Source organism: Gaiella sp. (assembly GCF_035558935.1).
In the GTDB taxonomy this organism is placed as follows: Bacteria; Actinomycetota; Thermoleophilia; order Gaiellales; family Gaiellaceae; genus Gaiella.
The window spans coordinates 1-24,958 of record NZ_DATMBZ010000095.1; the positions used below are offsets into that span (position 1 = coordinate 1).

General features: G+C 72.6%; 23 protein-coding genes. 17 read left to right on the forward strand and 6 right to left on the reverse strand.

The window, feature by feature from the left end:
• The 3 genes from VNM44_RS09100 to VNM44_RS09110 all read left to right on the forward strand — a co-directional run.
• Nucleotides 1-1,110: CgeB family protein (locus tag VNM44_RS09100; RefSeq protein ID WP_325625327.1), on the forward strand; the 1,110-nt coding region annotated here is incomplete at its 5' end.
• The gene (locus VNM44_RS09105) at nucleotides 1,107-1,832 is read left to right on the forward strand and encodes a glycosyltransferase family 2 protein (protein ID WP_325625329.1); all 726 of its coding nucleotides are present in this window, start codon (nucleotides 1,107-1,109) and stop codon (nucleotides 1,830-1,832) included. The genes VNM44_RS09100 and VNM44_RS09105, both read left to right, overlap by 4 nt.
• Entirely contained in the window at nucleotides 1,829-2,218 is a 390-nt protein-coding gene (locus tag VNM44_RS09110; protein WP_325625331.1) for a DUF2304 domain-containing protein, read from the forward strand. Before VNM44_RS09105 ends, VNM44_RS09110 begins: the two co-directional genes overlap by 4 nt.
• Here VNM44_RS09110 and VNM44_RS09115 read toward each other — a convergent pair.
• From VNM44_RS09115 to VNM44_RS09125, 3 genes are read right to left on the reverse strand one after another with little or no spacing between them, the layout of a single operon-like run.
• Entirely contained in the window at nucleotides 2,196-3,902 is a 1,707-nt protein-coding gene (locus tag VNM44_RS09115; RefSeq protein ID WP_325625333.1) for a hypothetical protein, read from the reverse strand. The two genes, VNM44_RS09110 and VNM44_RS09115, sit on opposite strands and share 23 nt — an antisense overlap.
• Nucleotides 3,899-4,810, reverse strand: coding sequence for a GDP-L-fucose synthase (locus VNM44_RS09120; protein WP_325625336.1), 912 nt, complete (start codon nucleotides 4,808-4,810; stop codon nucleotides 3,899-3,901). Before VNM44_RS09120 ends, VNM44_RS09115 begins: the two co-directional genes overlap by 4 nt.
• Nucleotides 4,807-5,952, reverse strand: a complete 1,146-nt coding sequence (locus tag VNM44_RS09125; protein WP_325625340.1) for a GDP-mannose 4,6-dehydratase — start codon at nucleotides 5,950-5,952, stop codon at nucleotides 4,807-4,809. Before VNM44_RS09125 ends, VNM44_RS09120 begins: the two co-directional genes overlap by 4 nt.
• A 36-nt stretch (nucleotides 5,953-5,988) precedes the next feature.
• Here VNM44_RS09125 and VNM44_RS09130 point away from each other — a divergent pair, with 36 nt between their 5' ends.
• The 4 genes from VNM44_RS09130 to VNM44_RS09145 are packed head-to-tail and all read left to right on the forward strand — an operon-like array spanning nucleotide 5,989 to nucleotide 10,134.
• Nucleotides 5,989-7,482: a hypothetical protein gene (locus tag VNM44_RS09130; protein WP_325625343.1), complete on the forward strand. Its 1,494-nt coding sequence runs from the start codon at nucleotides 5,989-5,991 to the stop codon at nucleotides 7,480-7,482.
• Nucleotides 7,483-7,490: 8 nt separating this feature from the next.
• Entirely contained in the window at nucleotides 7,491-8,378 is an 888-nt protein-coding gene (locus VNM44_RS09135) for a glycosyltransferase family 2 protein (RefSeq protein ID WP_325625345.1), read from the forward strand.
• The gene (locus VNM44_RS09140) at nucleotides 8,375-9,157 is read left to right on the forward strand and encodes a methyltransferase domain-containing protein (protein WP_325625349.1); all 783 of its coding nucleotides are present in this window, start codon (nucleotides 8,375-8,377) and stop codon (nucleotides 9,155-9,157) included. Before VNM44_RS09135 ends, VNM44_RS09140 begins: the two co-directional genes overlap by 4 nt.
• Nucleotides 9,154-10,134 (forward strand): GDP-mannose 4,6-dehydratase, encoded by a 981-nt coding sequence (locus VNM44_RS09145; protein ID WP_325625352.1) that lies wholly within the window; start codon nucleotides 9,154-9,156, stop codon nucleotides 10,132-10,134. The genes VNM44_RS09140 and VNM44_RS09145 overlap by 4 nt, the downstream gene beginning before the upstream one ends.
• On the opposite strand, the gene VNM44_RS09150 is transcribed toward VNM44_RS09145, so the two are convergent.
• Nucleotides 10,110-11,174 (reverse strand): glycosyltransferase family 1 protein, encoded by a 1,065-nt coding sequence (locus VNM44_RS09150; protein WP_325625354.1) that lies wholly within the window; start codon nucleotides 11,172-11,174, stop codon nucleotides 10,110-10,112. The genes VNM44_RS09145 and VNM44_RS09150 overlap by 25 nt on opposite strands.
• Before the next feature lie 139 nt (nucleotides 11,175-11,313).
• Here VNM44_RS09150 and VNM44_RS09155 point away from each other — a divergent pair, with 139 nt between their 5' ends.
• The 10 genes from VNM44_RS09155 to VNM44_RS09200 are packed head-to-tail and all read left to right on the forward strand — an operon-like array spanning nucleotide 11,314 to nucleotide 20,944.
• Entirely contained in the window at nucleotides 11,314-11,709 is a 396-nt protein-coding gene (locus VNM44_RS09155; RefSeq protein ID WP_325625356.1) for a hypothetical protein, read from the forward strand.
• Nucleotides 11,709-12,734, forward strand: coding sequence for a glycosyltransferase family 4 protein (locus VNM44_RS09160; RefSeq protein ID WP_325625359.1), 1,026 nt, complete (start codon nucleotides 11,709-11,711; stop codon nucleotides 12,732-12,734). Before VNM44_RS09155 ends, VNM44_RS09160 begins: the two co-directional genes overlap by 1 nt.
• Nucleotides 12,731-13,969, forward strand: a complete 1,239-nt coding sequence (locus VNM44_RS09165; protein WP_325625361.1) for a glycosyltransferase family 4 protein — start codon at nucleotides 12,731-12,733, stop codon at nucleotides 13,967-13,969. The genes VNM44_RS09160 and VNM44_RS09165 overlap by 4 nt, the downstream gene beginning before the upstream one ends.
• A complete protein-coding gene (locus tag VNM44_RS09170) occupies nucleotides 13,962-16,052 on the forward strand; it encodes a glycosyltransferase family 39 protein (RefSeq protein ID WP_325625365.1) in 2,091 nt (696 codons plus the stop codon). Before VNM44_RS09165 ends, VNM44_RS09170 begins: the two co-directional genes overlap by 8 nt.
• Nucleotides 16,049-17,119, forward strand: a complete 1,071-nt coding sequence (locus VNM44_RS09175; protein ID WP_325625367.1) for a glycosyltransferase family 1 protein — start codon at nucleotides 16,049-16,051, stop codon at nucleotides 17,117-17,119. The genes VNM44_RS09170 and VNM44_RS09175 overlap by 4 nt, the downstream gene beginning before the upstream one ends.
• Nucleotides 17,120-17,156: 37 nt before the next feature.
• A complete protein-coding gene (locus tag VNM44_RS09180; RefSeq protein ID WP_325625371.1) occupies nucleotides 17,157-17,567 on the forward strand; it encodes an NUDIX domain-containing protein in 411 nt (136 codons plus the stop codon).
• On the forward strand, nucleotides 17,564-18,532 hold the full coding sequence (locus VNM44_RS09185; RefSeq protein ID WP_325625374.1) for a glycosyltransferase family 1 protein: 969 nt from the start codon (nucleotides 17,564-17,566) through the stop codon (nucleotides 18,530-18,532). Before VNM44_RS09180 ends, VNM44_RS09185 begins: the two co-directional genes overlap by 4 nt.
• Nucleotides 18,529-19,566, forward strand: coding sequence for a glycosyltransferase family 1 protein (locus VNM44_RS09190; RefSeq protein ID WP_325625376.1), 1,038 nt, complete (start codon nucleotides 18,529-18,531; stop codon nucleotides 19,564-19,566). The genes VNM44_RS09185 and VNM44_RS09190 overlap by 4 nt, the downstream gene beginning before the upstream one ends.
• Entirely contained in the window at nucleotides 19,563-20,324 is a 762-nt protein-coding gene (locus VNM44_RS09195; RefSeq protein ID WP_325625378.1) for a glycosyltransferase family 2 protein, read from the forward strand. Before VNM44_RS09190 ends, VNM44_RS09195 begins: the two co-directional genes overlap by 4 nt.
• Nucleotides 20,321-20,944 (forward strand): class I SAM-dependent methyltransferase, encoded by a 624-nt coding sequence (locus VNM44_RS09200; RefSeq protein WP_325625382.1) that lies wholly within the window; start codon nucleotides 20,321-20,323, stop codon nucleotides 20,942-20,944. The genes VNM44_RS09195 and VNM44_RS09200 overlap by 4 nt, the downstream gene beginning before the upstream one ends.
• On the opposite strand, the gene VNM44_RS09205 is transcribed toward VNM44_RS09200, so the two are convergent.
• Nucleotides 20,941-23,148 carry a hypothetical protein gene (locus VNM44_RS09205; RefSeq protein ID WP_325625384.1) on the reverse strand — a complete coding sequence of 736 codons (2,208 nt, stop codon included), beginning with the start codon at nucleotides 23,146-23,148 and terminating at the stop codon, nucleotides 20,941-20,943. The two genes, VNM44_RS09200 and VNM44_RS09205, sit on opposite strands and share 4 nt — an antisense overlap.
• Complete coding sequence (locus VNM44_RS09210; protein WP_325625388.1) at nucleotides 23,145-24,956, reverse strand: hypothetical protein; 1,812 nt, start codon at nucleotides 24,954-24,956, stop codon at nucleotides 23,145-23,147. The genes VNM44_RS09205 and VNM44_RS09210 overlap by 4 nt, the downstream gene beginning before the upstream one ends.
• Nucleotides 24,957-24,958 lie beyond the last annotated feature (2 nt).

Sequence of the window (24,958 nt, forward strand, 5' to 3'; positions counted from 1 at the left end):
TACGAGGTGGGCGTCGACCTCGTCGTCACGCCGTACCGCGGGCGGCCGGTCGAGTCTCCCTGGTGGCGCACGGCACCCAACCCGACGTATCGCGAGGGAGAGAGCTACGCCGCGTTGCGGAGCGGGCTCGCGCGCCTCAAGGGGGATCGCTACCTGCGTCGCGCCGAGGAGAGCCCCGAGGACGGGGCCCTCGACAAGCTGACGCGGGAGACGATCTGGAAGGTCGTCACGCCTCGCTGGCGCCGCCACCTCGACCGGGTCGTCGCGCGCGAACGGCCGGACGCCGTGCTCGTCTTCACCGTCCCGATGGCGCACTTCCGCGGCATCCCGACCTTCCTCCGCGAGCGGCACGGGATCCCTGTCGTCTTCTACGACGGCGACGTGCCGATGAGCCTGCCCGAGTTCGGCGGCATGGACACCGGCTTCAACTACTACCACGGCGCCGATCCCTCCGAGTACGACCTCGTCCTCTCGAACTCCGAGGGAGGGATCCATCGGCTGCTCGAGCTCGGCGCCCGGGGCGCCGAGCCCGTCCTGTGGGCCGCCGATCCGGAGTTCTTCCGCCCGCTTCCGGTGGAGAAGGACTACGACGTCTTCTTCTACGGCTACGGCGACAAGTTCCGCCGGGAGTGGATGGCCGCGCTCGTCGGCGAGCCGAGCCGGCGCGACCCGCGGATCGATTTCGCGCTCGGCGGACGCGATTTCCGCGGTGACGTGGGCCGGGCGCGCCTGCTCGGCGACGTGCCGTTCAACGCCTTCGCGCGGGCGATCTCGGCGGCGCGGGTGAACCTCAACATCACACGCCGCGCCCATGCGACCGTCGACGGCTCGTCGACCTGTCGGCCGTTCGAGCTCGCCTCGTGCGGCGCCGCGATCGTCTCGAACCCCCACGCCGGGATCGAGCGGTGGTTCGACGCGGGAAGCGAGCTCGTGATCGTCGAGGATGCCGACGGTGCCCTCGAGGCCTACCGCGCCCTCCTCGACGACCCCGGCGAGGCGGCGGCGATGGGCGCCCGCGCACGGGAACGCGTGCTCGACGAGCACACGTACGCCCACCGCGCCCGGCAGATGTTGCGCCTGCTCGGCCTCGAGGCGACGGTCGCGGTATGACCCGCATCGTCGCGGTCGTCCCAGCGTTCGAGGAGGAGGCGGCGATCGGGCCGGTCGTCGCGGAGATCACCGCGTTCGACCCCTCGATCGACGTGGTCGTCGTCGACGACGGCTCGTCCGACGGGACCGGCGTGGCAGCGGCCGCGGCGGGTGCGACGGTCGTCCGGCTGCCGTTCAACCTCGGCATCGGCGCGGCCGTGCAGACGGGCTTCCGGTGGGCGCTCGAGCGCGACTACGACCTGGCGGTGCGGCTCGACGGCGACGGGCAGCACGATCCGGCCGAGCTCCCCAAGCTGCTCGCGCCGATCGAGAGAGGAGAGGCCGACGTCGTCACCGGCTCCCGGTTCCGCGAGGAGGAAGACGGATACCGTCCGCCGCTCGGGCGACGGGTCGGGATCACCTGGTTCGCGCGGCTCGTCTCGCTCCTGTCCGGTCAGCGCGTGACCGACACGACGTCCGGGTTCCAGGCCCTCAACCGGCCGGGGATCGAGCTCTTCGCCCGCGATTACCCGAGCGACTACCCGGAGGTCGAGGCGACCGTGCTTCTGCTCAAGCATCGCCTTCGGCTCGCCGAGGTGCATGTGCGCATGCGCGAGCGCGAGCACGGCTCGTCGTCGATCACCTTCGTGCGCTCCGTCTACTACGCGGTCAAGGTGACGCTCGCATTGTTCATCGCGATGGGACGCCGCTATGCGGTGCCGTCGGAGGGCGTCGAGCGGTGACCCCGGTTCGCATCTCGATCGCGGCGGCAATCGGCTCCGCCCTGCTCATCCTGATCGTCCTCGAGCTGATCCGAGGGCGGCGTCTGAAGGAGCGCTACGCCCTACTCTGGCTCGCGACCGGGGTCGTGTTGCTCGTCCTCTCCGTCTGGCGTGGCGGTCTCAATACGATCGCGGCCTGGCTCGGTGTCTCCGGTTACCCGCCGGCGATCCTCTTCGCCGCCGCGATCATGTTCGTGATCGCCGTCCTGCTGCACTACTCGACCGTCCTCTCCCGCCTGACGGACGACAACGTCCTCCTGGCGCAGGAGGTTGCACTCCTCCGGGCACGGCTCGACGCGCTCGAGCAGGCGGCCGATCGCGAGGCTACGGCGCGGCCGGCGGGCTGATGACGAACACGTCGCCGCGATCCGTGTCGTCGAGCCAGTTCGCGGCGACCCCGACCCGGTAGACGGCGTCGGCGGGCGGGCCGACGTCGACGTAGCGCCGCTCGCGCGTGATGTCGAGCGTCTCCATACGGAGGTCGCAGCGATCGCCGCCGCGCAGCTCGCAGACCATCTCCGAGAACCCGCGTGACGGGGAGCTGCGGTATACGCGGTAGAACGTGCGCGCGCGCTTCGTGGAGTCCGTCCACGTCAGGACATTGGCTCCGCCGACACGGCGCACGTCGAGCGAGACCACGTCCCCGTCGACCGGCACTCCGATCTCGCTGACGACCAGCTCCGGGATCTCGTAGGCGTACGGCGGCGCCTGCTGCCGGGTCAGATGCATCTGGTCGGCGGCGAGGATGACGGCAAGGGGAACGATCGCGAGGAAGGCGACCACCGCGATCGAGGCCCGCAGGCCGGGACGTCGTCCCGGTAGCGGAGCGAGGCGCGGCCCCATCCGCTCCATGAACGTCGGCACGAGCAAGGGCACGGCCGCGGTCAGGAGCACGAACGCCGGCAGAGCGGGCATGATCAGCCGCCAGTAGCTGCCGGACTCGACCGTCGCGACGTCGGCCGCGCCCTTGATAACGACGTAGCCGAGGAGCCAGCCGCCGAGTAGGCCCGCCGCCGCGAGGGAGCGGCGCGCGACGGCGATCAGGCCGGCGAGCGCGAGGAACTGGAGGACGCGCGCGCTCCACGAGAACTCTCGGAGGTTCGACATGTTCTGCTTCCAGGTGTCGAAGTCGAGGTGCACCGTGCGGTCGAACCACGACGCGACCGACGCGACGGCGGGGTCGCCCACACCCGCAGCGAGTCGTGTCCCGCCGTCCGCGAAGAGCGGCACCTCGCCGAGCCCTCGCCACTTCCAGAGCGTGAGCGCCAGGAGCGCCGGCGCGAGCGCGACCGCGAAGAGCGTCGCCTGACGCCACCGGCGCGCGAGGAGGAACGCGAGCGCGGGGCCGCCGAGGAAGAGCGCGTTCGCGGGCTTCAGCGCAAGGGCCACCCCTGCGAGCGTCCCGGCGAGAACGGCCTCGCGGTAGGCGAGCGCCTCGAGCGCCCGGACCGTCAGAGCGGCCGCGACGAGCACGGCCACGACGGACGGGAAGTCGGCTTGCTGCGTCAGCCCGAGCGCCTGCGGGAGGAACTGGTCGACCCACGAGTCGTGGTAGCGGTGGACGAAGTAGGGGATCGCCGCGAACGGAGCGGCGACGAATGCGGCCGCACACCAGAGCCCGGCGAGCCGGCCGGCGAGCCGAGCGCCGATGTCGTAGACAGCGAGCGTCGCGATCGGGGCGAGCAGCCCGACCTGGAGGACAGTCGTCAGCGGCAGCAGGTCGACGGAGCTCGACCCGGTGATCCACGTCAGCGGCGCGAGGAGCAGCGGCCAGCCGTGGCCCGCGAGCGCGTACGGCACCGTCCCGTGTCCGAGGAGCCACGCCGACGTGACGAGCCAGATCTGGTCGCCGCCCTGGTACGTCAGCCAGCCGTTGCGGTTGACGGAGAAGAACAGGGCGACTGTGGCGAGGATCTGCACCGTCACGAGTACCGCAAGCGAGATCGCGACGTGGCGCGTGACAGCGCCCGCTGCGCGGTCGAGCGCGGCGAGGACGGTGCGCGGGCGGGCGGCAGCCGCCGCCGTGCTCATACGGGAACGCTCGTCCGGTACCAGGCGACCGTGCGAGCGATGCCCTCGCGGAGCGGGGTGGTCGCCTCCCAGCCGAAGAGCTCGCGCGCCCGCGACGCGTCGAGGCTGCGGCGCGGCTGGCCGTTCGGCATCGAGGTGTCCCAGGTGATCCGGCCGTCGAAGCCGACCGCCTCTGCGACGAGCTCGGCCGTCTCGCGGATCGACGTCTCGACTCCCGTCCCGAGGTTGACCGGCTCGGGGCCGTCGTAGCGCTCGGCGGCTCTGACGAGCCCATCGACGCAGTCGTCCACGTACAGGTACTCGCGTGTCGGCGAGCCGTCGCCCCAGAGGAGGACCTCGTCGGGCGACTCGCTCATCTTGCGGATCAGGGCGGGGATCACGTGCGACGTCTCGAGATCGAAGTTGTCGCCGGGGCCGTACAGGTTCGTCGGCAGGAGGAAGATCGCGTTCGTCCCGTACTGCTCGCGGTACGCCTGCGCGCCGACGAGCACCGCCTTCTTCGCCACGCCGTACGGCGCATTCGTCTCCTCCGGGTAGCCGTTCCAGAGCTCGTCTTCCTGGAACGGCACCGGCGTCAGCTTCGGATAGGCGCAGACGGTGCCGGCGATCACGAGCTTCGGCGTCTCGTTGAGGCGCGCCTGCTCGAGCACGTGCGCGCCCATCATCAGGTTCGCGTACCAGTAGCGTCCGGGGTTGGCCCGATTCGCGCCGATGCCGCCCACCTCGGCGGCGAGGTGGTAGACGAGCTCCGGCTCGCTCTCCGCGAACATCCGCGCCGCCGCCTCCATCGAGGTGAGGTCGTAGTCGGCGCGCCGCGCCGCCGTGACGTCGTGGCCGTCCTCCTCGAGGCGAGCGACGAGCCGCGAGCCGAGGAACCCGCCGCCCCCGGTGACGAGGACGCGGCTCACCCCGTGACGAGCTTGGGCGCGCCGGTGGGCAGCCAGTCGACCCGGCCGATCCACCCCTCGCGGTTCTCGGCGTACCAGCGGATCGTCCGCAGGATGCCTTCCTCCCAGCTGACGCGCGGCTGCCAGCCCGTCTCACGGGTCAGCTTCTCGTGGCCGACGCGGAGCGCCATCACGTCGCTCGAGCCGGGGCGCTTGCGCGCCTCTGTCGTGACGACCCGGCGGTCGTCGGGCCAGAAGCCGTGCTCGACCCCGATGCGGACGATCAAATCCGCCCAGTCGGCCATCGAGACGTTCTCGCCCTGGCCGTAGACGTACACGTCGCCTGGCCGGCCGTGCGCCGCGACGGTCAGATGGCCGCGAACGCCGTCCGTGCAGAAGCAGAAGTCGCGCAGTGGCTCGAGCGCTCCGAGCTCGATCTCGGGGCGCGTCAAGGCCTGTGTGACGATCGTGCCCGTGACGTAGCGCGGGTTCTGGCGTGGGCCGTAGTTGTTGAACATCCGCGTGACGACACCCGGGAGGCCGAACGCGTCGTAGTAGTTCATCGTGAGGAAGTCCGCCGCGACCTTTGCGGTGGCGTAGATCGACTTCGGGTTGATCGGCGAGCGCTCGTGGAGGATGAGCGAGCCGGCGTCGTCGAACGTGTGGTGCTCGGAGACGTCGTCGCGGACGTTGCCGTACTCCTCCGAAGTTCCGGCCGTGTCGAACTTCTCGAGCTCCAGGCCCGAGTCGACGATCGACTGGAGGAGGTTGAGCGTGCCGACGGTGTTCGCCATGATCGTCTCGTACGGCCGGTGCCACGACTCGCCGACGTGCGCCTGCGCGCCGAGGTGGAAGACGTACGGGCGATCCGGCGCGTCGCAGAGCTCGCGCACGAGGTAGTCGATCGAGGTGCGGTCGGTGAGATCGGCGAAGTGCACCTTGAGCTCGCGGCGGAGGTGCCCGATGTTGTTGAGCGCGCCGCTCGAGGTCGCGCGCACGAACGCGTGGACGTTGGCGCCGAGCGTGACGAGCGCCTCGGTGAGGTGCGAGCCCATGAAGCCGTCCGCTCCCGTCACGAGCACCGTGCGGCCCCCGTAGACGTCGCCGAAGTCGGCGCGCAGCCCGTCGAGGTCGCTCTCGTTCCAGATCGTGTCGCTGCTCATCGGGTCGAGTGACGCGGGCCGTAGGCTTGTGCGTCGGTGAGCAAGCCTAGCGCCCAGACCGGACTCGGGTCCCTCGCGACGGGCGCCGTCACGGCGCTCGCGATCGCCGTGCAGACCGGCCTCGCGGCCGTCGTCGGCGTCATCATCGCGCGAGAGCTCGGGCGCACGGCCGAGACGGACGGCTTCTTCGCCGCCTATGCGGTGTTCATCGTCCTCGCGCTCGCGGCGACCGCAATCCGGGTGACCGTGCTCCCGCCGCTTGCGCGCGCCCGCGCCGAGCGGCGTCTCTCGTCGGAGACGGTGTCATACGCCGTTTCAATCGGGATGATCGCGGTGCCGGTGCTCGCGGTCGGAATCGTCGCGGCGAGGCCGATTGCCGAGCTCCTCACCGGCTTCGGGCCGGCCGCCGCGGTGGACGCGGCGGCCTCGGCGCTGCCCTGGATGATCGTCGCCGGGCTCGGCCAGTTCACGGCGGGCCTGCTGGCGAGCTCGCTCGCCGCGCTCGACGACTACCTCGTGCCGGCGCTCGGCTACATCGTCGGCAGCGCCACCGGCCTCCTCCTGATCGTCGTCCGCATCGGCGAGGACGGGACCGACGCGGTCGCGTGGGGCATGGCAGTGAACGCCGTGCTCGCGACCTCCATCTGCGCGGGCTGGCTGGTGGTCAGGTCTCGTCGCGAGCGGATGCCTGTCGGTGCGGCGCGCGTCGACTCCCGCGGCGCCCCGCGGCGGCTGCTCGAGCTCGGCGCCGGCGCGGCGCTCCCCTTCGCTCTCCAGTCGATCTACCTCGTCTGCCTGCCGATCGCCGCGCGGGACGGCGTCGGGTCCGTGACGAGCTTCAATTACGCGTACCTGATCGCCGCCGCCGTGGTCGGCATCTGCGCGTCGTCGCTCGGGCTCGTGACAGCCGTCCCGCTGACGCGCCTCGGCCTCGACGCCGGGCGGATCGCGCGGCACGTGGAAGCGTGCTCGTGGCCGGCGCTCCTGGCAGTCGCCGCCACGGCCGGGATCTTCGCCGTCGCGGGGGCGGAGATCACCCACCTGGTGCTCGGCGGCGCCTATGGCGAAGACGTCGGCGCCGAGATCGGACGGCTCGTGGTGGCCCTCGCGCCGTACATGGTCGCCTCCCTCGCGCTCTCGGTCACCTTCCCCCTCGTCTTCGTCTCCGGTCGCGGCGGTCGGCTCCCGCTCGTCGGCCTCGGCGTGCTCGCGGTTCACGTGCCGCTCGCGTTCGCCGGGCAGGCGCTGGCGGGCCTCGAGGGGCTCGCGCTCGCGCTCGCCGTCTCGACCGGGATCGCGTTCGCCTGGATGCTCGGGCTGCTCGACGCCGTCCGCTCGACCCTCGAGCGGCTCGCGTCCGCCGTTGCCATCGTCGGTGGCTGCGCTCTCGTCGGCTTCGTGCCCGCAGGTGCGGTGCTCGGCCCGGCCGTCGCAGCGGTCGCGGGGCTTGCCCTCAGCGGTGCCGCGCTCGCGGTCGTGCGGCCCTCGGGCCTCACATCCGCCTGGCACTACCTGCGGGAGCTCACCTGAGCGCGCGCGTGACCGCCGTCGTTCTCGGGTGGAACGGGCGCGACGACACGCTCGCCTGCCTCCGGTCGCTCGACCGCGCGACGTACCCCGAGCTCTCCGTGGTCGTCGTCGACAACGGGTCAACGGACGGGGGGCCCGACGCCGTCGCGGCCGAGTTCCCGGAGGTGACGTTGATCCGGCTCGATGAGAACCGCGGCTTCGCGGGCGGCGTCAACGTCGGCGTTGCTGCCGCGCTCGGGTCGGGTGCCGACTTCGTCCTGCTGCTCAACAACGACGCCACGGTCGAGGCGGGGTTCCTCGAGCCGCTCGTCGCCGCTGTCGGGCCCGGCGTCGGCGCAGCCTGCCCGCAGATCCTCGACGGCGACGGCTCGACCATCTGGTATGCGGGCGCCGCGTACGACCCGCGGCGCGGGCACCAGGGCCGTCACACGGGCTACGGGCAGCCTCCACTCCCGGCGACCGACGCGCCGTACGACACCGACCGCGCCTGCGGCGGAGCAATGCTGGTCCCGCGCGCCGCACTCGAGCTGGTCGGCCCCCTCGACGAGGCGCTCTTCGCGTACGCGGAGGACGTGGACTGGTCGCTGCGAGCCCGTGAAGCCGGCCTGCGGATCGTCGTCGTGCCGGCGAGCGTCGTCCGTCATCGCGTGTCGGCCTCGACGGGAGGCGCCGCATCCGCGGACTCGATCTACTATGCCCTCCGGAACGGGCTCGCAGTCGCGGAGCGGTCCGCTCCGCTCGGCCGGCTCGCCACGGCCCGTCGCCGTGCCGAGGCGGTTGCGGCGTTCGCCGCCCAGGCGCTGCGCTCCCGGTCGCCCCTCCGCGGCCTGCGCGGGGTGGCGGAGGGGCTGCGCGACGCGGCCCGGGGGCGGCTCGGCCCGAGGCGGCGCACGTGACGGCGGGCCTCCGCGAGGATCCGGGGCTCTGGCTCCTGCTCCACCTGCGGCGGCCCGGCGACCGGCGGCGCGACCGGCAGGGAACCTGCTCCGTGTGCGGCTGGTCCGGGCGGCAGCTCTACTCGAGCTGGGTTCTCTCACGGCAGCTCGCCAGACGGTGGGGCGACGCGCTCGCAGCACGGGAGAGCCTCTTCTGCGAGCGGTGCGGCTGCAGCCTCCGCGTCCGGCGCATCGCGAGCGTGCTCGTCGACCTGTACGCCGGCGGGGCGACGACGCTCGCGGAGCTCGTGCGCGAGGATGCCTTCCGTGCGCTTCGGATCGCCGAGATCAACAGCATCGGCCGGATGCACCCGTTTCTCGCCGAGGCGCCCGGCCTCACCCACGTCGAGTACCCGGAGGAAGACATCCAGGCGCTGAGCTTCGACGACGAGCGCTTCGACCTCGTGCTCACGTCGGAGACGCTCGAGCACGTGCCCGACCCTCACCTCGCACTACGTGAGACGTACAGGGTCCTGCGTCCCGGAGGACGGCACGTGTTCACCGTCCCCGTCGACCCGTCGCTCACCGCGACCCGTTCGCGCTCGGGCCTCGCGCCCGAGCACCACGGTCGCGGCGGCGGCCCGTTCGGCCTCGTGACGCGACGCGCGGACATGCTCGCCCACACGGACTTCGGTCGCGATCTTCCGGAGATCGTGGGTGCGGCCGGGTTCGACGTCCACACCGACGGGGAGGGGATCGAGCTCGTGGTGATCGCGACCCGTCCGGCGGAACGAGCGTGAGCCGCCGCGCCCTCGTCACGGGCGTCGGCGGGCAGGATGGCGCGCTGCTCTCCTCGCTGCTCCTCGCGGAGGGCTACCACGTCGCGGGAGTGGTGCGGCGCGCCCCGGAGGCGTATGCCGAGAACCTCGGCGAGCTGGCCTCCGAGATCGAGTTCGTCGCGGCCGACCTGCTCGACCGCGAGTCGCTCGCCGAGGCGCTGCGGTCGACGCGCGCGAACGAGGTCTACAACCTCGCGGCGCCGTCGTTCGTCCCGCGTTCGTGGGACGAGCCGATCCTCACCGCAGAGTTCGCCGCCGTCGGCGCGACGTCGATGCTCGAGGCGATCCGCGAGGTCGACCCGTCCATCCGCTTCTACCAGGCGTCGTCGAGCGAGATCTTCGGCGAGCCGCGCGAAACGCCGCAGACCGAGGAGACGCCGCCGAGCCCGCTCACGCCGTACGGCGTCGCGAAGGCGTATGCGCACTTCATCGCGGGCAGCTACCGCCGTCGGTACGGGATGTTCACGTGCTGCGGGATCCTCTACAACCACGAGTCCCCGCTCCGTCCCGTCGACTTCCTGCCGCGCAAGGTGGCCCGGGCCGCGGCTGCGATCTCACTGGGGCTCGAGCAGGAGCTCGTCCTCGGAGACCTCTCGGCCCGGCGCGACTGGGGGTACGCGGGAGACTACGTCCGCGCGATGTGGCTGATGCTCCAGCACGACGAGCCGGGGGACTACGTCGTCGCGACGGGCGTCTCGCACTCCGTCGAGGAGCTCGTCGCGTGCGCGTTCGACGCCGTGGCGCTCGACTGGCGCGAGCACGTCGGCAGCGACCCGTCGCTCTTCCGCGGTGCGGCCGAGCTCCACGACCTCGTCGGCGACGCCTCGAAGGCGCGTCGCGTCCTCGGCTGGGAGCCACGCGTGAGCTTCGAGGAGCTGCTCCGGTTGATGGTGGACGCAGACCTCGCGCGGCTTCAGGCGGAGGCCACGGCCTCGTAGACCCGGTCGTGGGCTCGCGCCGTCGCGTCCCACGTGAATCGCTCCGCGCGCTCGATGCCGCGTGACGCCAGCTCACCGGCGCGGTCGAGCGCCTCGTCGATCCCGGCCGCGATCCCCTGTGGATCGTGAGGGTCGAACAGCACCGCGGCGTCGCCCACCACCTCGGGCAGCGAGCCCGCGTTCGACGCCGCGACGGGGCAGCCGCACGCCATCGCCTCGACCGGCGGCAGCCCGAAGCCTTCGTAGAGGCTCGGGAAGACGAGCGCAGCGGCCCGTCGATAGAGCGAGACCAGCTCGTCCGCGGAGACGCCGCCGAGCGTCTCGACACCCGCAGGCAGCCGGCCGGGGTCGTGCCCGACACCGGTGAGGACGAGCCGGAGCTCGGGTCGACGATCGCGCACGTGGGCGAATGCCTCGAACAGCCGGGCGTGGTTCTTGTGGGGCCACGGCCGCGCGGGGTAGAGGAGGAAGGACTCACGCGGGACGTCGAGCATCGGCGTGAACCGTTCGTGGTCGACGCCGAGGTGGACGGCGTCGACGCGGACGGGGTCCAGGCCGAGGCGCTCGACGACGCGCGCCTTCACCCATTCGCTGATCACGATCACGCGGTCGGCTCGCCGTGCCGCGCGGTCGTAGGCGAGCCGTCGGAACAGGCGCTCGCCCCGCGGAAAGAGCCCGGGCAAGTCGAGGTGCTGCACATCGAGCAGCGTCAGCACCGACGGGAGGTCGAGGCGTGGAATCGGAACGGTCAGCGGGTAGTGGACGACGCCGGCACCGTCGAGGGGTGACCTCAGCGCGGCCGGACGGAACGAGGCCCGTCCCATCGCGAGCAGCCGGCCCGGCGTCGTCGTCGAGGCTCGATAGTCGGTTGCCACGACGGTCTCGAGGCCGCCGCCGGCCTCTGGAGCGAGCGTCGGGACGAGCGTCAGGTACTCGTGCCCGCCGACGCGCGCCAGCGCGCGGCAGAGCTCGCGTGCGTACGTCTCGCTGCCTCCCGAGATCCCCGGCACGAGCGTCAGCAGCGGCAACGCGACGAGCATCGCATGATCCTAGGGGTCTGCCCCCGCAGGGGACTGACCCCCGTGAAGCGCGGCGCTCCCGCAAAGCGGGGCGTTGCCCCATGCGTTATGGGTACAGGCCCCATTCGGGGCCGCTCCCCACGGCACTACACTTCGCGCGATGCCGGACGAGGCGACGGACAACGGCTTCCCGTCGGCCGAGGAGGTCGACGTCGATGCGCTCTTCGCGGCCCTGAAGGATGAGATCCGGCGCTCGGGGGCCGATCCGGGCGCGGGAAGCGAGCCCGATGACCGCCGCGCGGCGCGCGCCGAGGCCGAGCGACTGTGGCCCGTGTCCGCCGACCGGCCACTTCGCCTGCGGCCCGGTTTCCGCGGCGGCCTCGGGACGCCGGTCAAGGCGGTGTTGCGGAAGCTCCAGCGCTGGTACGTCGAGCCGCTTGCGTACGACCAGCGCTCCTTCAACGCGGCCGCGCTCCGCCTGGTCGACGACCTCGAGCGTCGCGTCGCCATGCTCGAGGCGGAGCTCGCGCGTCTCCGCTCCGCCGACCCGCGCTGATGCGCATCGCGGTTCTGCGCCCCCAGGTGCCGTTCGCACGCGGCGGCGCCGAGATCTTCACGGACGAGCTCGTGGCCGAGCTTCGCGCGCGGGGGCACGAGGCCGACCTCGTGTCGGTGCCGTTCAAGTGGTACCCCGGCGCGCGCGTCCTGACGCAGGCGTTCCTGTGGCGCATGCTCGATCTCGACGAGGCCGACGGACGGAAGATCGACGTGGTCGTGGCGACGAAGTTCCCCTCGTACGTCGTGCGGCACCGCGAGAAGCGCGTCTGGCTCGTACACCAGTTCCGCCAGGCGTACGAGCTCGACGGCACCGAGCTCGGGCAGTTCGGCCCCTCGGCCGAGGAGCGGGCGCTGCGACGGCAGGTACAGGAGCTCGACCGTCGCGCGTTGAGCGAGGCAACGCGGCTCTTCGCGACATCGGCGAACGTCGCCGGGCGGCTCGAGCGGTCGACCGGGCTCGTGGCCGAGGTGCTCCCGCATCCACCCCAGGCGCTCCCGTATCGCAGCGCTCCGTCGGAGGGCTTCGTCCTCTCGGCCAGCCGGCTCGACCGCGCCAAGCGGATCGACCTGCTGCTCGAGGCGGCGGCGCTGCGCGACGGCTTCGACATGGTGATCGCGTCCGACGGGCCCGATCGCGAGCGGCTCGAGGAGGTGGCGCACGCGCGCGGGCTCGACGGCCGCGTCCGTTTCGAGGGACGCGTGAGCGCCGAGCGGCTCGCCGAGCTCTATGCGACGTGCTCGTCCGTCTTCTACGCGCCGGTCGACGAGGACTTCGGCATGGGGCCGTTCGAGGCGTTTCTCTCGGGCAAGCCGGTGATCACGACGACCGACTCGGGCGGCCCGCTCGACGTCGTCCACGACCGCCGGACCGGGATCGTCGTGCGTCCCGAGGCGGGCGCGGTCGGGGAGGCCGCGGTCTGGCTGCGCGAGCACGAGGCCGAGGCCGAGGCTTTCGGCCGGGAAGGCAAGCGGCTCGCCGACGAGGTGACCTGGGACCGGGCGATCGCGAGGCTGTTCGCGTGAGGGTCGCGTATTTCTCGCCGATGCCGCCGGAGTCGTCCGGGATCGCCGACTACTCGGCGCTCCTCGTCCCGGCATTGCATGAGCACCTCGACGTCTCGGTGGTGAGGCGCGGCGCGAAGCGGCCGCCGAGGGGCGTCGAGCTGTCGGTTTACCATATAGGCAACAATCCGGAGGCCCACGGCTGGATCCTCGACGCGCTGCGCCGGACGCCCGGCCTCGTCGTCCTGCACGACTTCGTGCTCCATCACCTCGTCGCCGGCGTGACGATCGGGCGGCGCGACGGTCACGGCTACCTCGATGCGATGGAGCGCGAGCACGGCGTCGTCGGCCGGCTGCTCGGGCACGGCGTGCTCGACAAGCGTTTGCCGCCGCTCTGGGAGGCGCGGCCCGAGGAGTTCCCGCTCGCCGGCGAGGTGCTCTCCCTCGCGACGGGCCTCGTCGTCCACTCGCACTACGTCGAGGACCGTGCGCGCGCAGCCGGGTACGACGGTCCCATCGCCCGCATCCCGCATCCCGCCTGGCCGGACCCCGGCGTCGCGGCGGCACAGATCGCCGGCGATCCGCTGATCGGCGCGTTCGGCAACGTCAACCAGTCGAAGCGTGTGCCGCAGCTGCTCGAGGCGTTCGCGCGCGTCCGTGCGGAGCATCCGGCCGCGCGACTGCTTCTCGTCGGCGCGACTTCGCCGGGCTTCGACCTCGAGCGGCGCCTCCAGCGGCTCGGTCTCGACGGCGAGGGGCTGGTGCGGGAGGGATACGTCGACGAGCCGCGCCTCTGGGCGCTGATGAAGGCGTGCGACGTCCACGTCAGCCTGCGCTCGCCGACGATGGGCGAGACGTCCGGGACCGCGATTCGCGCCCTGACGCTCGGCAAGCCGCTCGTCGTGTCCGACGTCGGCTGGTTCGCGGAGCTGCCGGCCGGCGTCGCGCTCCGGGTCGCGCCCGGCGACGAGGAGGTCGCCGAGCTCACCGCGGCGCTCCAGCTGCTCGCCGAGCGATCCGACGTGCGCGCGACGATGGGGGCCGCGGCGCTCGAGCTCGCGACCGGCGAGCACGATCTCGCGCGCGTCGCCGAACGTCAGGCGGCTGCGTTCGAGCTCGCCGCCGGCGGCGGGGTCGTCGCCGACGACGTGCTCCGCGAGGTCGGCGAGGCCGCCGCGGGGGTGGGCATCGCGCCGGGCACGCCCGAGGCCGCGGAGATCGCGAGGCGTCTCTCCGAGGTCGACCTCGGTGGCTGACGCCTGGCGGGCGCGCGTCGCCCGCGTGCCCGACTGGGCCTGGCTCACCGGAATCGTCGTCTGCTCCGCCGCTCTGCGGATCTGGATGGTGCGCGGCATGCCGGCGCCGTTCGTCTTCGTCGACGAGCTGATCTACTCCGAGCTCGCGCGGAGCCTGGCGCACACAGGGACGTTCGCGGTGCGCGGGGTGGCGACGACGGGCTACAGCATCCTCTACCCGGCGCTGCTCGCCCCTGCCTACGGGCTCGTCGACGGCCTGCCCCGAGCGTACGCGGCCGCGAAGGCGACGAACGCGGTCGCGATGTCGCTCGCGGCCGTGCCCGCCTGGCTGATCACGCGCCGTGTGGCGGGGAGGTGGCTGTCGCTCCTCGCAGCAGTGACCGCCCTCGCCGTGCCGTCGATGGCCTACACGGCGACCATCGTCACGGAGAACCTCTTCTACCCGGTCGCGCTTCTCTTCGCGTGGACGCTGCTCCTCGTCCTCGAGCGGCCGTCGGCAGGCCGGATCGTGGCGCTGGCGGCCGCGCTCGCCGCGTCGGTGGCGACGCGCTCCCAGGCGATCGGCTTCGTCGGCGCGATCCTGCTCGCTCCCTGTCTCCTGGCGCTGCTCCGGTGGGACAGGCGTGTCCTGCGGCGGTTCGCGCCGCTGCTCGGCGGCGTCGCCGTGCTCGGCGTGCTCGTCGTCGCGGCCCAGCTCGCGCGCGGCCGGTCGCTGTCCGACCTGCTCGGCGCGTACAGCGTCGTCGGGGAGGCGGGCTACGACGTCGGCCAGGTGCTGCGCTTCTGGCTCTGGCACGTGGAGGAGCTGATCCTCTACGTGGCCGTCGTTCCCGTCGTTGCGCTCGTGGTGCTCCTCTCCCGGGCGAGGCAGCTGCCCGCGGCGGTGCAGGAGCACCTCGCCGCGACGATCGCAATGGTCGCGACCTCGACGCTCGTCGTCGGCGCGTTCGCGTCGCATTTCGCATCCGACCGCGTGCAGGACCGCTACCTGTTCTTCCTCGCGCCGCTGCTCGTCGCCGTGCTTGCCGCCTGGGTGGAGCTCGGCTGCCCGAGACCCGTCGCGCCGCTCGTCGCGGGCGCGGTGCTCGCCGTCGGTCTCGTCGTGGCGTTCCCGTACACGCGGTTCATCGGCGAGCCGGCGAAATCGGACACGTTCGGCCTCGTTCCGCTCTGGTCGGCGAATGCACACCTCGTTGGAGGCTCCTATCGCCTCACGGTGCTGATCGCCGCTCTCGCGCTCGTCGCACTCTTCGCGCTCGTTCCCGCCCGGGTCGGGTACGTCGTGCCGCTCGTGCTGCTCGCCGGGTTCGTCGTCTTCTCACGTCCGGTCTGGTCGGGCCCGCACGGCGTGCTGCGCTCCGGCGAAGGGGCGCTCTTCCAGGGCATCCGCGGCGTCCCTCGCGGCTGGATCGACGGGCGCGTCCCGCGCCAGGACGACGTCGCCGTCCTCTGGACCGGCCGGGCCGACCGCTTCACCGTCAACCAGAACGAGTTCTTCAACAGCGCGGTCGGGGACGTCTACTACACGGGCGCGCCGACTCCCGGCGGAATCGGTGAGACGCCGGTCAGGGTCGCGGCGAACGGGACGGTGCGGATGTCCGACGGGCGGACGATCGACACGCCGTATGCGCTGCTCGACGGCTCCGTCACGCCGGACGGCGACGTTGTGGCGCGCGACGACCTCGGCACCACGCTCTGGCGGTTGCACGGGCCACTCGCGTCGCTGACGCGCGTGACCGGCCTCTATCCGAACGACACCTGGTCCGGCCGGACGGTCACCTGGACCCGGCTTCGCTGCACGGGTGGCCGGCTGCTCGTCGGCCTCCATTCCGATCCCACGCTCTTCGCCGGGCAGCTCACCCGGGTCGTGGCATCGGTCGGGGGTCAGCCGGTCGCGCGGATCGTCGTCCCGCCGGTCGGCGCCGCGACGCTTCGCGTCCCGCTCGAGCCGACCGGCAGACGGTGCCGCGTGCGGTTCACCGTGACACCGACCCGCGTCCCCGCCGAGATGATCCCGGGCAACACCGACGACCGCGAGCTCGGTGCCCACTTCGACTCGTTCGTGCACCTGGAGCGGAAGTGAGGATCGTCGTCGACGTGTCGCCGCTCTCGCATCCCCGGACGGGGATCGGCAACTACATCCGCGGCTCGATCGGCGGCATGGTCGCGACTGCGGCGGGGCGCCACGAGGTCGTCGCGTTCGCGCCGACGAGCCTCCGCGGCCCGGCCGCGATCCGGGCGGCGCTGGACGGGATCACGGCCGCCCGCCGGTTGATTCCGCTCCCTGCCTCGCACGCGCTCCGCACCGCGTGGAGCAAGGCGGGGTGGCCGCCCGTGGAGTGGCTCGCGGGGTCGCTCGACGCGTTCGTCTTCAGTGAATGGATGTACCCGGCCCAGCGCCGCGGCCTGCGGGCGACGGTCTTCCACGACCTCGTCCCCCTCCACCACCCCGAGTTCTGCACGCCGCGGACGGTGTCGATGCACACGCGGAAGGCGCGCAACGCGGCCGCGACCTGCGACGTCGTGTTCGCGAACTCCGCCTTCACGGCGGCCGACCTCGGCGAGACGCTCGGGATCGAGCCGGGGCGCATCGTCCATGCGCCGCCGGGCCTTCAACCGGGGCTCGGGCCGGACGGAGAACGCGTGGACCTCGGCGGCCCGGCGATCCTCGGGCTCGGGACCATCGAGCCGCGAAAGAACCTCGCACGGCTCGTCGAGGCCTGGCGTCCACTCGCGGACGAGCTCGGCCTCGTGCTCGCGGGCGGCGAGGGGTGGGGCGACCGGCCCGACCTCGCGGACGCCCGGATCCGGCGGCTCGGCTACGTACCGGACACGGAGATCGGGAAGCTCTACCGTGGGGCGGCCGTGCTCGTCTATCCGTCGCTGTACGAGGGATTCGGAATGCCGATCGTCGAGGCGATGGCCTGCGGCACGCCGGTCGTCGCCTCCGACCACCCGTCCCTCGACGAGGCATGCGGCGACGCGGCCGTGCGTGTCGATCCGCTCGACGCCGAGGCGATCGGGGCCGGCATCAGAGACGCGGTGGCGCGGCGTGACGAGCTCGTGCCGCTGGGGCTCGCCCACGCCGAGCGGTTCTCGTGGGAACGGACGGGAAGAGCGATGCTCGCCGCCCTCGAGGAGCGCGCGTGAGGTCGTGATGGGGAATCGGCGGCCAGAGGAGGTCGTGGTGGTCGTCCGGCGGCCCGCCGAAGTCGCCGCCGAGTACCTCGTCGTCCTTCGCTCGCCGGAGAAGCTCGGCTACTGGCATCTCGTCGCCGGCGGGGTCGACTGGGGCGAGGAGCCCGTGGCCGCCGCGGGACGGGAGCTGCTCGAGGAGACGGGCCTCGAAGCGCCTGTCGTCCCGCTCGGCGCGACGCTCGATTACGACCTCTCCGGCGACCCTGAGCCCGTCCGCGAGCGCTTCCCGGCCGGAACCGAGCGGATAATCGTGTGGCCGTTCGTCGCCGACGCTCCCCAGGGCTGGGAGCCGACGCTCGACGACGAGCACGTCGAGTCGCGGTGGCTCGACGCCGAGCAGGCGATCGCGCTTCTCTTCTACCCGGAGCCGCGGGAGGCTGTCCGCAGGGCGGCCGTGTGAGGGTCGGGATCGACACGACGCCGCTCGTGCAGACGCGGGCGGGGACGGCCCGCCATGTGCGCGGGCTGCTCGGCGCCCTCGCCGGGCGGCCGGGCCTCGAGCTCGTCGGGCTCGAATCCGGGGGGAGCGGTCGTCTCGCGTCGCTCCGGCGGGACGGGCTCTGGTACCCGTTCCGCCTCGGCCACGCGTCGGCCCGTCTCGACGTCTTGCACTGCACGACGTTTCGCGCGCCGATCTCTCCCCGCGCACCGCTCGTCGTCACCGTGCACGATCTCGCGCTCCTCCGGCACCCGTCCGCGTTTCCGCGCTGGCACCGCACGACCGGGGCGCTGGCCCTCCGCGGCGGGGTTCGGGCCGCCGACGCGATCGTCGCGGTGTCCGCGTTCACACGCGACGAGCTCGTCGCGCTCCTCGACGTCCCGGTCGAGCGGATCCGCGTCGTCCCGAACGGGGTCGACCCGGTCTTCACGACCGACGGGCCCTCTGCGGAGGGCGACTACGTCCTCGCCGTCGGGACGCTCGAGCCACGAAAGAACCTTGCGGCCGCGGTCGAGGCCTCGCGGCTCGCGGGAGTCGAGCTGCGCGTCGCGGGAGCCGCGGGTTGGGGCGACGTGGCCGCCGAGGGATGGGTGGGTGAGCCCTCCGACGAGGAGCTCGCCGCGCTGATGCGCGGGGCGCGCTGCCTCGTCTACCCGTCGCTCTACGAGGGCTTCGGGATCCCCGTGCTCGAGGCGATGGCCTGCGGCACGCCCGTCGTGACGAGCCGCGGCGGCGCGACGGAGGAGGTTGCGGGCGGCGCCGCGGTGCTCGTCGACCCGCGCGACCCGGCGTCGATCGCGGCCGGGATCGAGGAAGCGGAGCGACGGCGCGACTCGCTCGTCGAGATCGGCCGCGCACGCGCCTCGATGTTCACGTGGCGCCGGGCAGCCGACCTCGTCGAGGATCTCTGGCGGGAGCTCGCGTGACGCTCGTCGTCGTCGATGCCGACGTGCTCGGCCGGCAGCGGACGGGGGACGAGACGTACGTTCGCAACCTCCTTCGCACGCTGCCCGAGCCGGTGGCCGAGGCAGGCCTTCGTCTCGCGGCGGTCACCCGGCATCCCGAGCTCGTCCCGGACGGCATCCATGCTGTCGAGCTCGCCACGGGCTCGCAGGAGCTCCGGATGGCGTGGACGCTGCCCCGGACGCTCCGCCGGCTCGGGGCCGCGCTCGTGCACACACAGTACGCGGTGCCGCTCCTCGGCCCCTGCCCCGCCGTCGTGACGATCCACGACCTCTCGTTCGAGCGAGGGCTGATGGGCCGGAGGGACGGTCTCGTCTTCCGGCGCGTCGTCCCCCGGGCGGCGCGCACGGCTGCGCGCGTCGTCACCGTCTCCGAGCGGACGAAAGCCGACCTCGTCGAGCACTACGGTCTCGCGCCCGAGCGGGTCGTCGTCACGCCGAACGGCGTCGATCCGGCGTTCGGCCCGTTGCGGGACGGCCGCAACCCGGCAAGCGACACGGTGCAACGAGCGCCGTACGCCCTCTCGGTGGGGGCGATCCAGGAGCGGAAGAACCAGCTCGCGGCGCTCGCTGCGGTCCAAGAGGTCGGGCTCGAGCTGGTGGTCGTCGGGCCGACGAAGGACGCACGCGTGGCGGAGCAGCTCCGCGCGGGCGGGGCCCGGCTCGAGGGCTACGTCTCGACGGAGCGGCTGGCCGGCCTCTATCGCGGCGCCGCCTGCCTCGTCCAGTCCTCGCGTTACGAGGGGTTCGGCCTGCCGGTCGTCGAGGCGATGGCCTCCGGAACGCCGGTCGTCACCGTCCCCGACCCTGCCCTGCTCGAAGTCGCCGGAGATGCAGCTGTGGTCGTCCCGGCGAGCGAGCTCGCCGACGGGATCCGCCGCGCGCTCGCCGAGCGGGACCCGCTCTCGGCCGCGGGCCTTCGACGTGCGCGCGACTTCACCTGGGAGGCGACGGCGCATGCGACTGTCCGTGTCTACCTGGAGGCGCTCGGTCGATGAGCGTCTCGGCCGTGGTCGTCTCGCACGGTCATGCTTCCGAGCTCGAGGCGCTGCTGCCGCGCCTCGCGCCGCAGGTGGACGAGCTCGTCGTCGTTGCGAACACGCCCGGCTCGATCCGGGCGACGCAGCCTCCGGGAATACGCGTGCTCGAGAACGCACGTCCACTCCGCCTGGCCGCGAACGTCAATCTCGGCGTGGCCGCGACGACGGGAGACTGGGTCCTCTACTCGAACCCCGACGTCCGCCCGGACGCCGGTGCGGTCGCCGCGCTGCACGACTTCGCCCTCACCCGTACCCACTGCGGCATCGCGGGACCGAGGACGGTCTGGCCGGACGGCACCTGGCAGCCGACTCGACGCGACTTTCCGACGGTCGGCGGCACGCTCGTGCGCCGTACGCCGCTGCGACGCATGTTCCCGCCCCTCGAGCGCCAGCGTGCCCACTACCACCTCGACCAGGACGTCGACGAGCCCGTCGAGGCGGACTGGCTGCTCGGCGCGTTCCTCCTCATGCGGCGCGTGATGCTGGAGGAGCTCGGCGGCTTCGACGAGGGCTACCGCCACTACGTCGAGGACATCGACCTCTGCTACCGCGCGATGCGGGCGGGCTGGGAGCGTTGGTACGTCCCGGCCGCGCATGTCGCGCACGACTGGGCCCAGGTGACGGACACGCGATTTCTCTCGCGCCACAGCCTTTGGCACGCGCGCAGCATGGCCCGCTTCGTGCGCAAGCACCCGGAGACGCTCTCGCGGCTGTGAGCAAGGCCGAGCAGTACGCGCGCAAGGCGGCCGGCTGGTCGGACGCCGAGTACGCCGACGCGACCGCGTATCTCTCGCATCGGGCCGACCTGATCGCGACCCTCGGCGTCCCTCTCGCGCCTAACGACGAGGTGCTCGACCTCGCCTGCGGGGACGGCGGGCTCGGCGCATTCCTGCTCGAGCGCGGACTTCGCTATCGGGGAGTCGATGCCGAGCCGGCGATGATCGACGCAGCCCGGCGCCGGCTCGGTGGGCGGGCCCCCGTCGACGAGGGCGACCTGAACGACTACGCCCCGCCGGCGCCGGTCGCCGCGACGACGGTCTTCCGGGCGATCTACTACGCCCGCGACCGGGCGGCCTTCTTCGCGCGGGTAGCGACGTTTACGGAGACGAAGCTCGTCTTCGACCTCAATCCCCGCCAGTACCGCCTCGAGGACGTCGTCGCCGACCTGCGCGCCGCAGGATTCTCACGAGTCGTGCTCCGGCCGTTCTTCGTCCCGCAGACGCAGCGCCTCCCCGGCCCGCTGGTCGCGCTCGCGAAGGCAGCCGAGCGGTCGGGGCCGCTCGCTCGGCTCGCGCTCCGCGCGCGCTTCACCTATCTCGTCGCCGCGGCGCGTTAGCGCGGAACGACGTCGAACGACACGCGCGCGCCGAGCGCGCGACGCTCGGCGGCTGAGCCCTTCGGGTCGATCTTCGCCGGGACGAAGGTGTCGATCGAGACCTCGACGCGCCAGGGCCCGTCGGGGGTCGGGAGCGACACGGCGCGCGAGGTGCAGGCTGGCACGTAGGTCGTCTCCGAAGCCGTCTCGCGCAGGATCGCCGGCTGCTTGTCCGGGCCGCGGCCGAGCTCCCCGATCCGCACGTGCGCGGTCCCCGGGAGGCGTACGCCGGCGGGGCAGAACGTCTCGCGGGAGAGCGTGACCACGGCTGTCCCCGTGCCGTTGCCGGAGACGTCGAACCGGTTGTACGCGGCCCGCGCCGGGACGGCGGGATTGCCGGCGTCGCCGACCATCCATCCGTCCCCGGCAATCCCCGTCCGGTTCGACCGGAGCCGGATCGGGCGACCGTCGAGGCGCACGAGCGCCGACCCCGCGTTCTGCGCGACCTCCTGGCCCACGACCTCGACTCCGCCACTGGTGAGCACGAAATCGGTCTGGGGGTTCGGCCACAGCGTCCCGTCTGCATCCTGGAGGTCGGGCGTGAGGGTGTGCCCGGGACCGGGCCCCGTCCCGTCGACGCTCCAGACCTTGACGATCGAGCGGTTCCAGAACTCCGTCGACGGGACGCCGAGCGGGTCGTCGCTCATCCGCTGGCCGAGCATTGCGACGGTGCCGCCGCCGGCGGCTCGGTCGACCCAGTCGTGCGGCTTCGGCAGGTTCCGCTCGACACGGCGGCTGAAGTCGTGCTCGCCGACCGCCGCATAGACCTCCGCGGTCACGTTCCAGACCAAGAGCACGACCGCGACCGCAGCGGCAACAGGGGCGGCCGCGCTGGACAGCCTCGTCCGCAACCGCGTGCCGACGAGCAGCAGGAGCACGACACAGGCGACGGTGAGCACCTCGAGCGCGTTTTCGATCCGTCCCAGCGGCCAGGCCCACTCGCGGTTCGCGAGTGCGAGGATCGCGAGCCCGTGCGCCTCGTAGTAGGGGAAGTTGTCGAGGCCGCGGTCGATCGGAACCCAGACGATCAGCCCGAGGACCACCGCGCCGGCCGCGATCACGGCCCAGACGGGAGCGGCCGCCCGCTCCAAGAGGTACGCGGTGGCGACGAACGCGAGCGGCGCGAGGTAGACGAGGTTGCGCTCGACGACGAGGCTCGAGAACGTCGTCGACAGGTAGGCGCCCTTGACCGCGGCGTACCACCCGAAGCTCACGACCGCACCGCCCGCGACGACGACGAACGCCCGCACGCCGGGGCGGTCGCGCTCCGCACGCGGCACGGCGAGGACGGCGAGGAGCGCGATCGCCGGCAGCACGCCGATCCCGATCGCGAACGCCCCGCCGGCCCAGCTTCCGTACTCGACCATCCGTCCCTTCCACCCCGTCGTCACCGTCGACCACTCGTTCGAGTTGTGGCCCATGAGCGCGACGATCGCGATGACGGCGCCGACGCCGAGTACGACGGCGCCGACCCAGTCCCAGCGCGTCCACGAGGAGCGCCAGCGGCGCATCGCCTGCGTCCGCCAGCCGAGCGCGACGAGCCCGAAGGCGAGCGCGCCGAAGAGCGCCGCGAGCTGCGAGCGGATCAGTACGGCGAGCAGGCACGACCCGAACGCGAGTGCCAGAGACCAGCGTCCGGGGATGTCGACCGCGCGCACCGTCAGCCACAGCGCGACGGTGGCCGCCGGGTAGGCCCACGGCTCCTCGACGAGGATCGGCGAGTACGAGAGCGCCGGGCCGGCGATGGCGGCGACGGCCGCGAAGTAGGCCCAGCCGGGAGATACAACCCGGCGGGCGAGCAGGTACGCGGGGAAGATCGCTGCGGCCATGACGAACGACTGCACGGTCTTGATCGCCTCGTAGGCGGTCGCCACGGGGTGCAGCCACCAGAGCGGCGCCGTCAGCCACGGGACCAGGCTCGTGAAGCCGTACGGCTCGCCGCGCCGCGCCGCATGGCCAGTCTCGGCGATCGCGCGGGAGATCTGGGTCGTCTCGAGCTCGTCGGAGAAGATCGTCGGCGTCTCCCGCCGCCATGCCTGCCACGCGAAGAGGGTGGCGAGGAGGAGGTAGGCGCCGACGAGCGGGAGGAGACCTTCGACGCGCGCCCTCACTTCGGAGCCGGCGCCCGCCCGTGCAAGCGGCGCCGCGGTCACCTGGGCGCTCACTCCGCGACGGCCTGCGTTGTCGCCGGAGCCGCTTGGGTGCGCTCGCGGACGACGCGGTGCGCGACGCCGGCCGCCTCGCAGGCGCGTGCAACCGCGTCGAGCCGCGCCGCGTCCACGTCGGGGATCGTGACCACGAGCTCGTCGCTCTGCGTCGACTCGAGCACGGCGGGCGCGTCGCCGACCGAGCCGAGCACTGGCACACCCTGCACCCTGCGCCGGCGAAGCCGAGGGTTGTCGTCGAGGAAGCCGACGACCCGGACGTCGCCCGCGCCGCGCAGGTCCCGCACCACGCCGCGTCCCGCCTGGCCCGCGCCGACGACGAGAACACGACGCCGCCCGTCGTCCGGCCCGCCGCCCGCCTCCGGCACGAACCGGACCCCCCAGCGCGACACCGCTGCGAACGCTGCCGCGGCGACGCCGTACACGAGGAAGATCTCCCGCGGAAAGTCACCGAGGTCGCGAGTCGCGAGGACGATGCCGTACGCGGCCAGGGTCGCAAGGCCGCTCGCGAGCGCGATCGTGAGAAGGTCGCCTGTCGTCGCATAGCGCCAGGCCCGGCGGTAGACGCCGAAGAGCACGTAGACGACGTAGGTCGTCCCGAGCACGATCGGCACCACCGCGAGGAACGTGCCGCGCTGGAGCTCCGTGCCGCGGCCGTCCACGAAGAGGAGGTACGCGCCGAGGAACGTCCCCGTCACGAGCGCGGAGTCGACGACGAGCTCGGCGAGGCGCCGCGGCTGCACGGCGACGGCGTGGCGGAGCCGCGTGTCGGCCGGCCTCCCACGCCGTTCTTGCTCGGACAGCTCCGCCAGGAAGCTCCCGAACTGGACGAGCAGCGCGAACGTGACGAGCACGCCGAGCACCGTGATCGCCGGACGGTCGAGCACGTTGTAGGCGACCGACGTCGCCCCGAGGGCGACGGCGATCAACGCGAGCAGGGCCACGGCCTTCGTCTCGGAGAGGCCGTAGTAGACGAGCCGGTGGGACGTGTGGTCCTTGCCGCCCTGGGTCACCGGGCGACGCTCGGCGAGCCGCCGCACGGTCACGAGCGTCGTGTCGAGGATCGGGATCGCAAGGACGAGCAGCGGCAGAAGCATCGTGGCGACGGTCGTCCCTGCGGTGGTCCAACTCGCCGCGAGCCCGAGCGCCGCGAGCAGGAACCCGAGCAGCTGGCTCCCGGCGTCCCCCATGAACACCCGCGCGCCGTCACCGGGACGCAGGTTGAAGGGGAGGAAGCCGAGACACGCAAAGGCGAGCGACAGCGAGAGTACGAGGACGAGGTCGTTCGGGTGCGCCGTCGTCGCGTCGATCGCGAAGTAGAAGCACGCCACCGTTGCGAGCGTTGCCGCGAGGCCGTCCATGTTGTCGAGCAGGTTGAAGGCGTTCGTGATTCCCACGAGCCAGAAGAAGGCGATCGCGGCTGCGAGCACGTCGTTCGTCACCAGCTCGACTCGAAGCCCGGCTGCGATCGCGATGCCGGCGGCAGCGAACTGCGCGACCAGCTTCGCGAGCGGGCTCAGGTGACGAACGTCGTCGAGGAGGCCGGCCACGAAGAGGAGCCCGCAACCCGCGAGGATCCCGGCCAGCTGCCAGGACGCCTCGACGGCGCCCACGGCCACCGCGAGCGCGACCCCCACGGCGAGGCCGCAGGCGATCCCGACGCCGCCGAAGGTCGGCGTGGCTCGGTCGTGCCAGCGCTCGCCGGTCGGGCGCGCGACGAGCAGCGAGCGTGCGCCCGGGGCGCGGAGGAGGGCCCACAGGGTGAGCGCCGCAACGGGCAATGCGGCGATCGTGACGGCCGCTTCCACGG

Coding starts and splice junctions, on each gene's coding strand:
- VNM44_RS09105 (WP_325625329.1), top strand. CDS start 1,107: ATGACCCGCATCGTCGCGGTCGTCCCAGCGTTCGAGGAGGAGGCGGCG.
- VNM44_RS09115 (WP_325625333.1), bottom strand. CDS start 3,902: ATGAGCACGGCGGCGGCTGCCGCCCGCCCGCGCACCGTCCTCGCCGCG.
- VNM44_RS09125 (WP_325625340.1), bottom strand. CDS start 5,952: ATGAGCAGCGACACGATCTGGAACGAGAGCGACCTCGACGGGCTGCGC.
- VNM44_RS09150 (WP_325625354.1), bottom strand. CDS start 11,174: ATGCTCGTCGCGTTGCCGCTGCTGACGCTCGTGCCGGGGATCTCGGGA.
- VNM44_RS09155 (WP_325625356.1), top strand. CDS start 11,314: ATGCCGGACGAGGCGACGGACAACGGCTTCCCGTCGGCCGAGGAGGTC.
- VNM44_RS09160 (WP_325625359.1), top strand. CDS start 11,709: ATGCGCATCGCGGTTCTGCGCCCCCAGGTGCCGTTCGCACGCGGCGGC.
- VNM44_RS09195 (WP_325625378.1), top strand. CDS start 19,563: ATGAGCGTCTCGGCCGTGGTCGTCTCGCACGGTCATGCTTCCGAGCTC.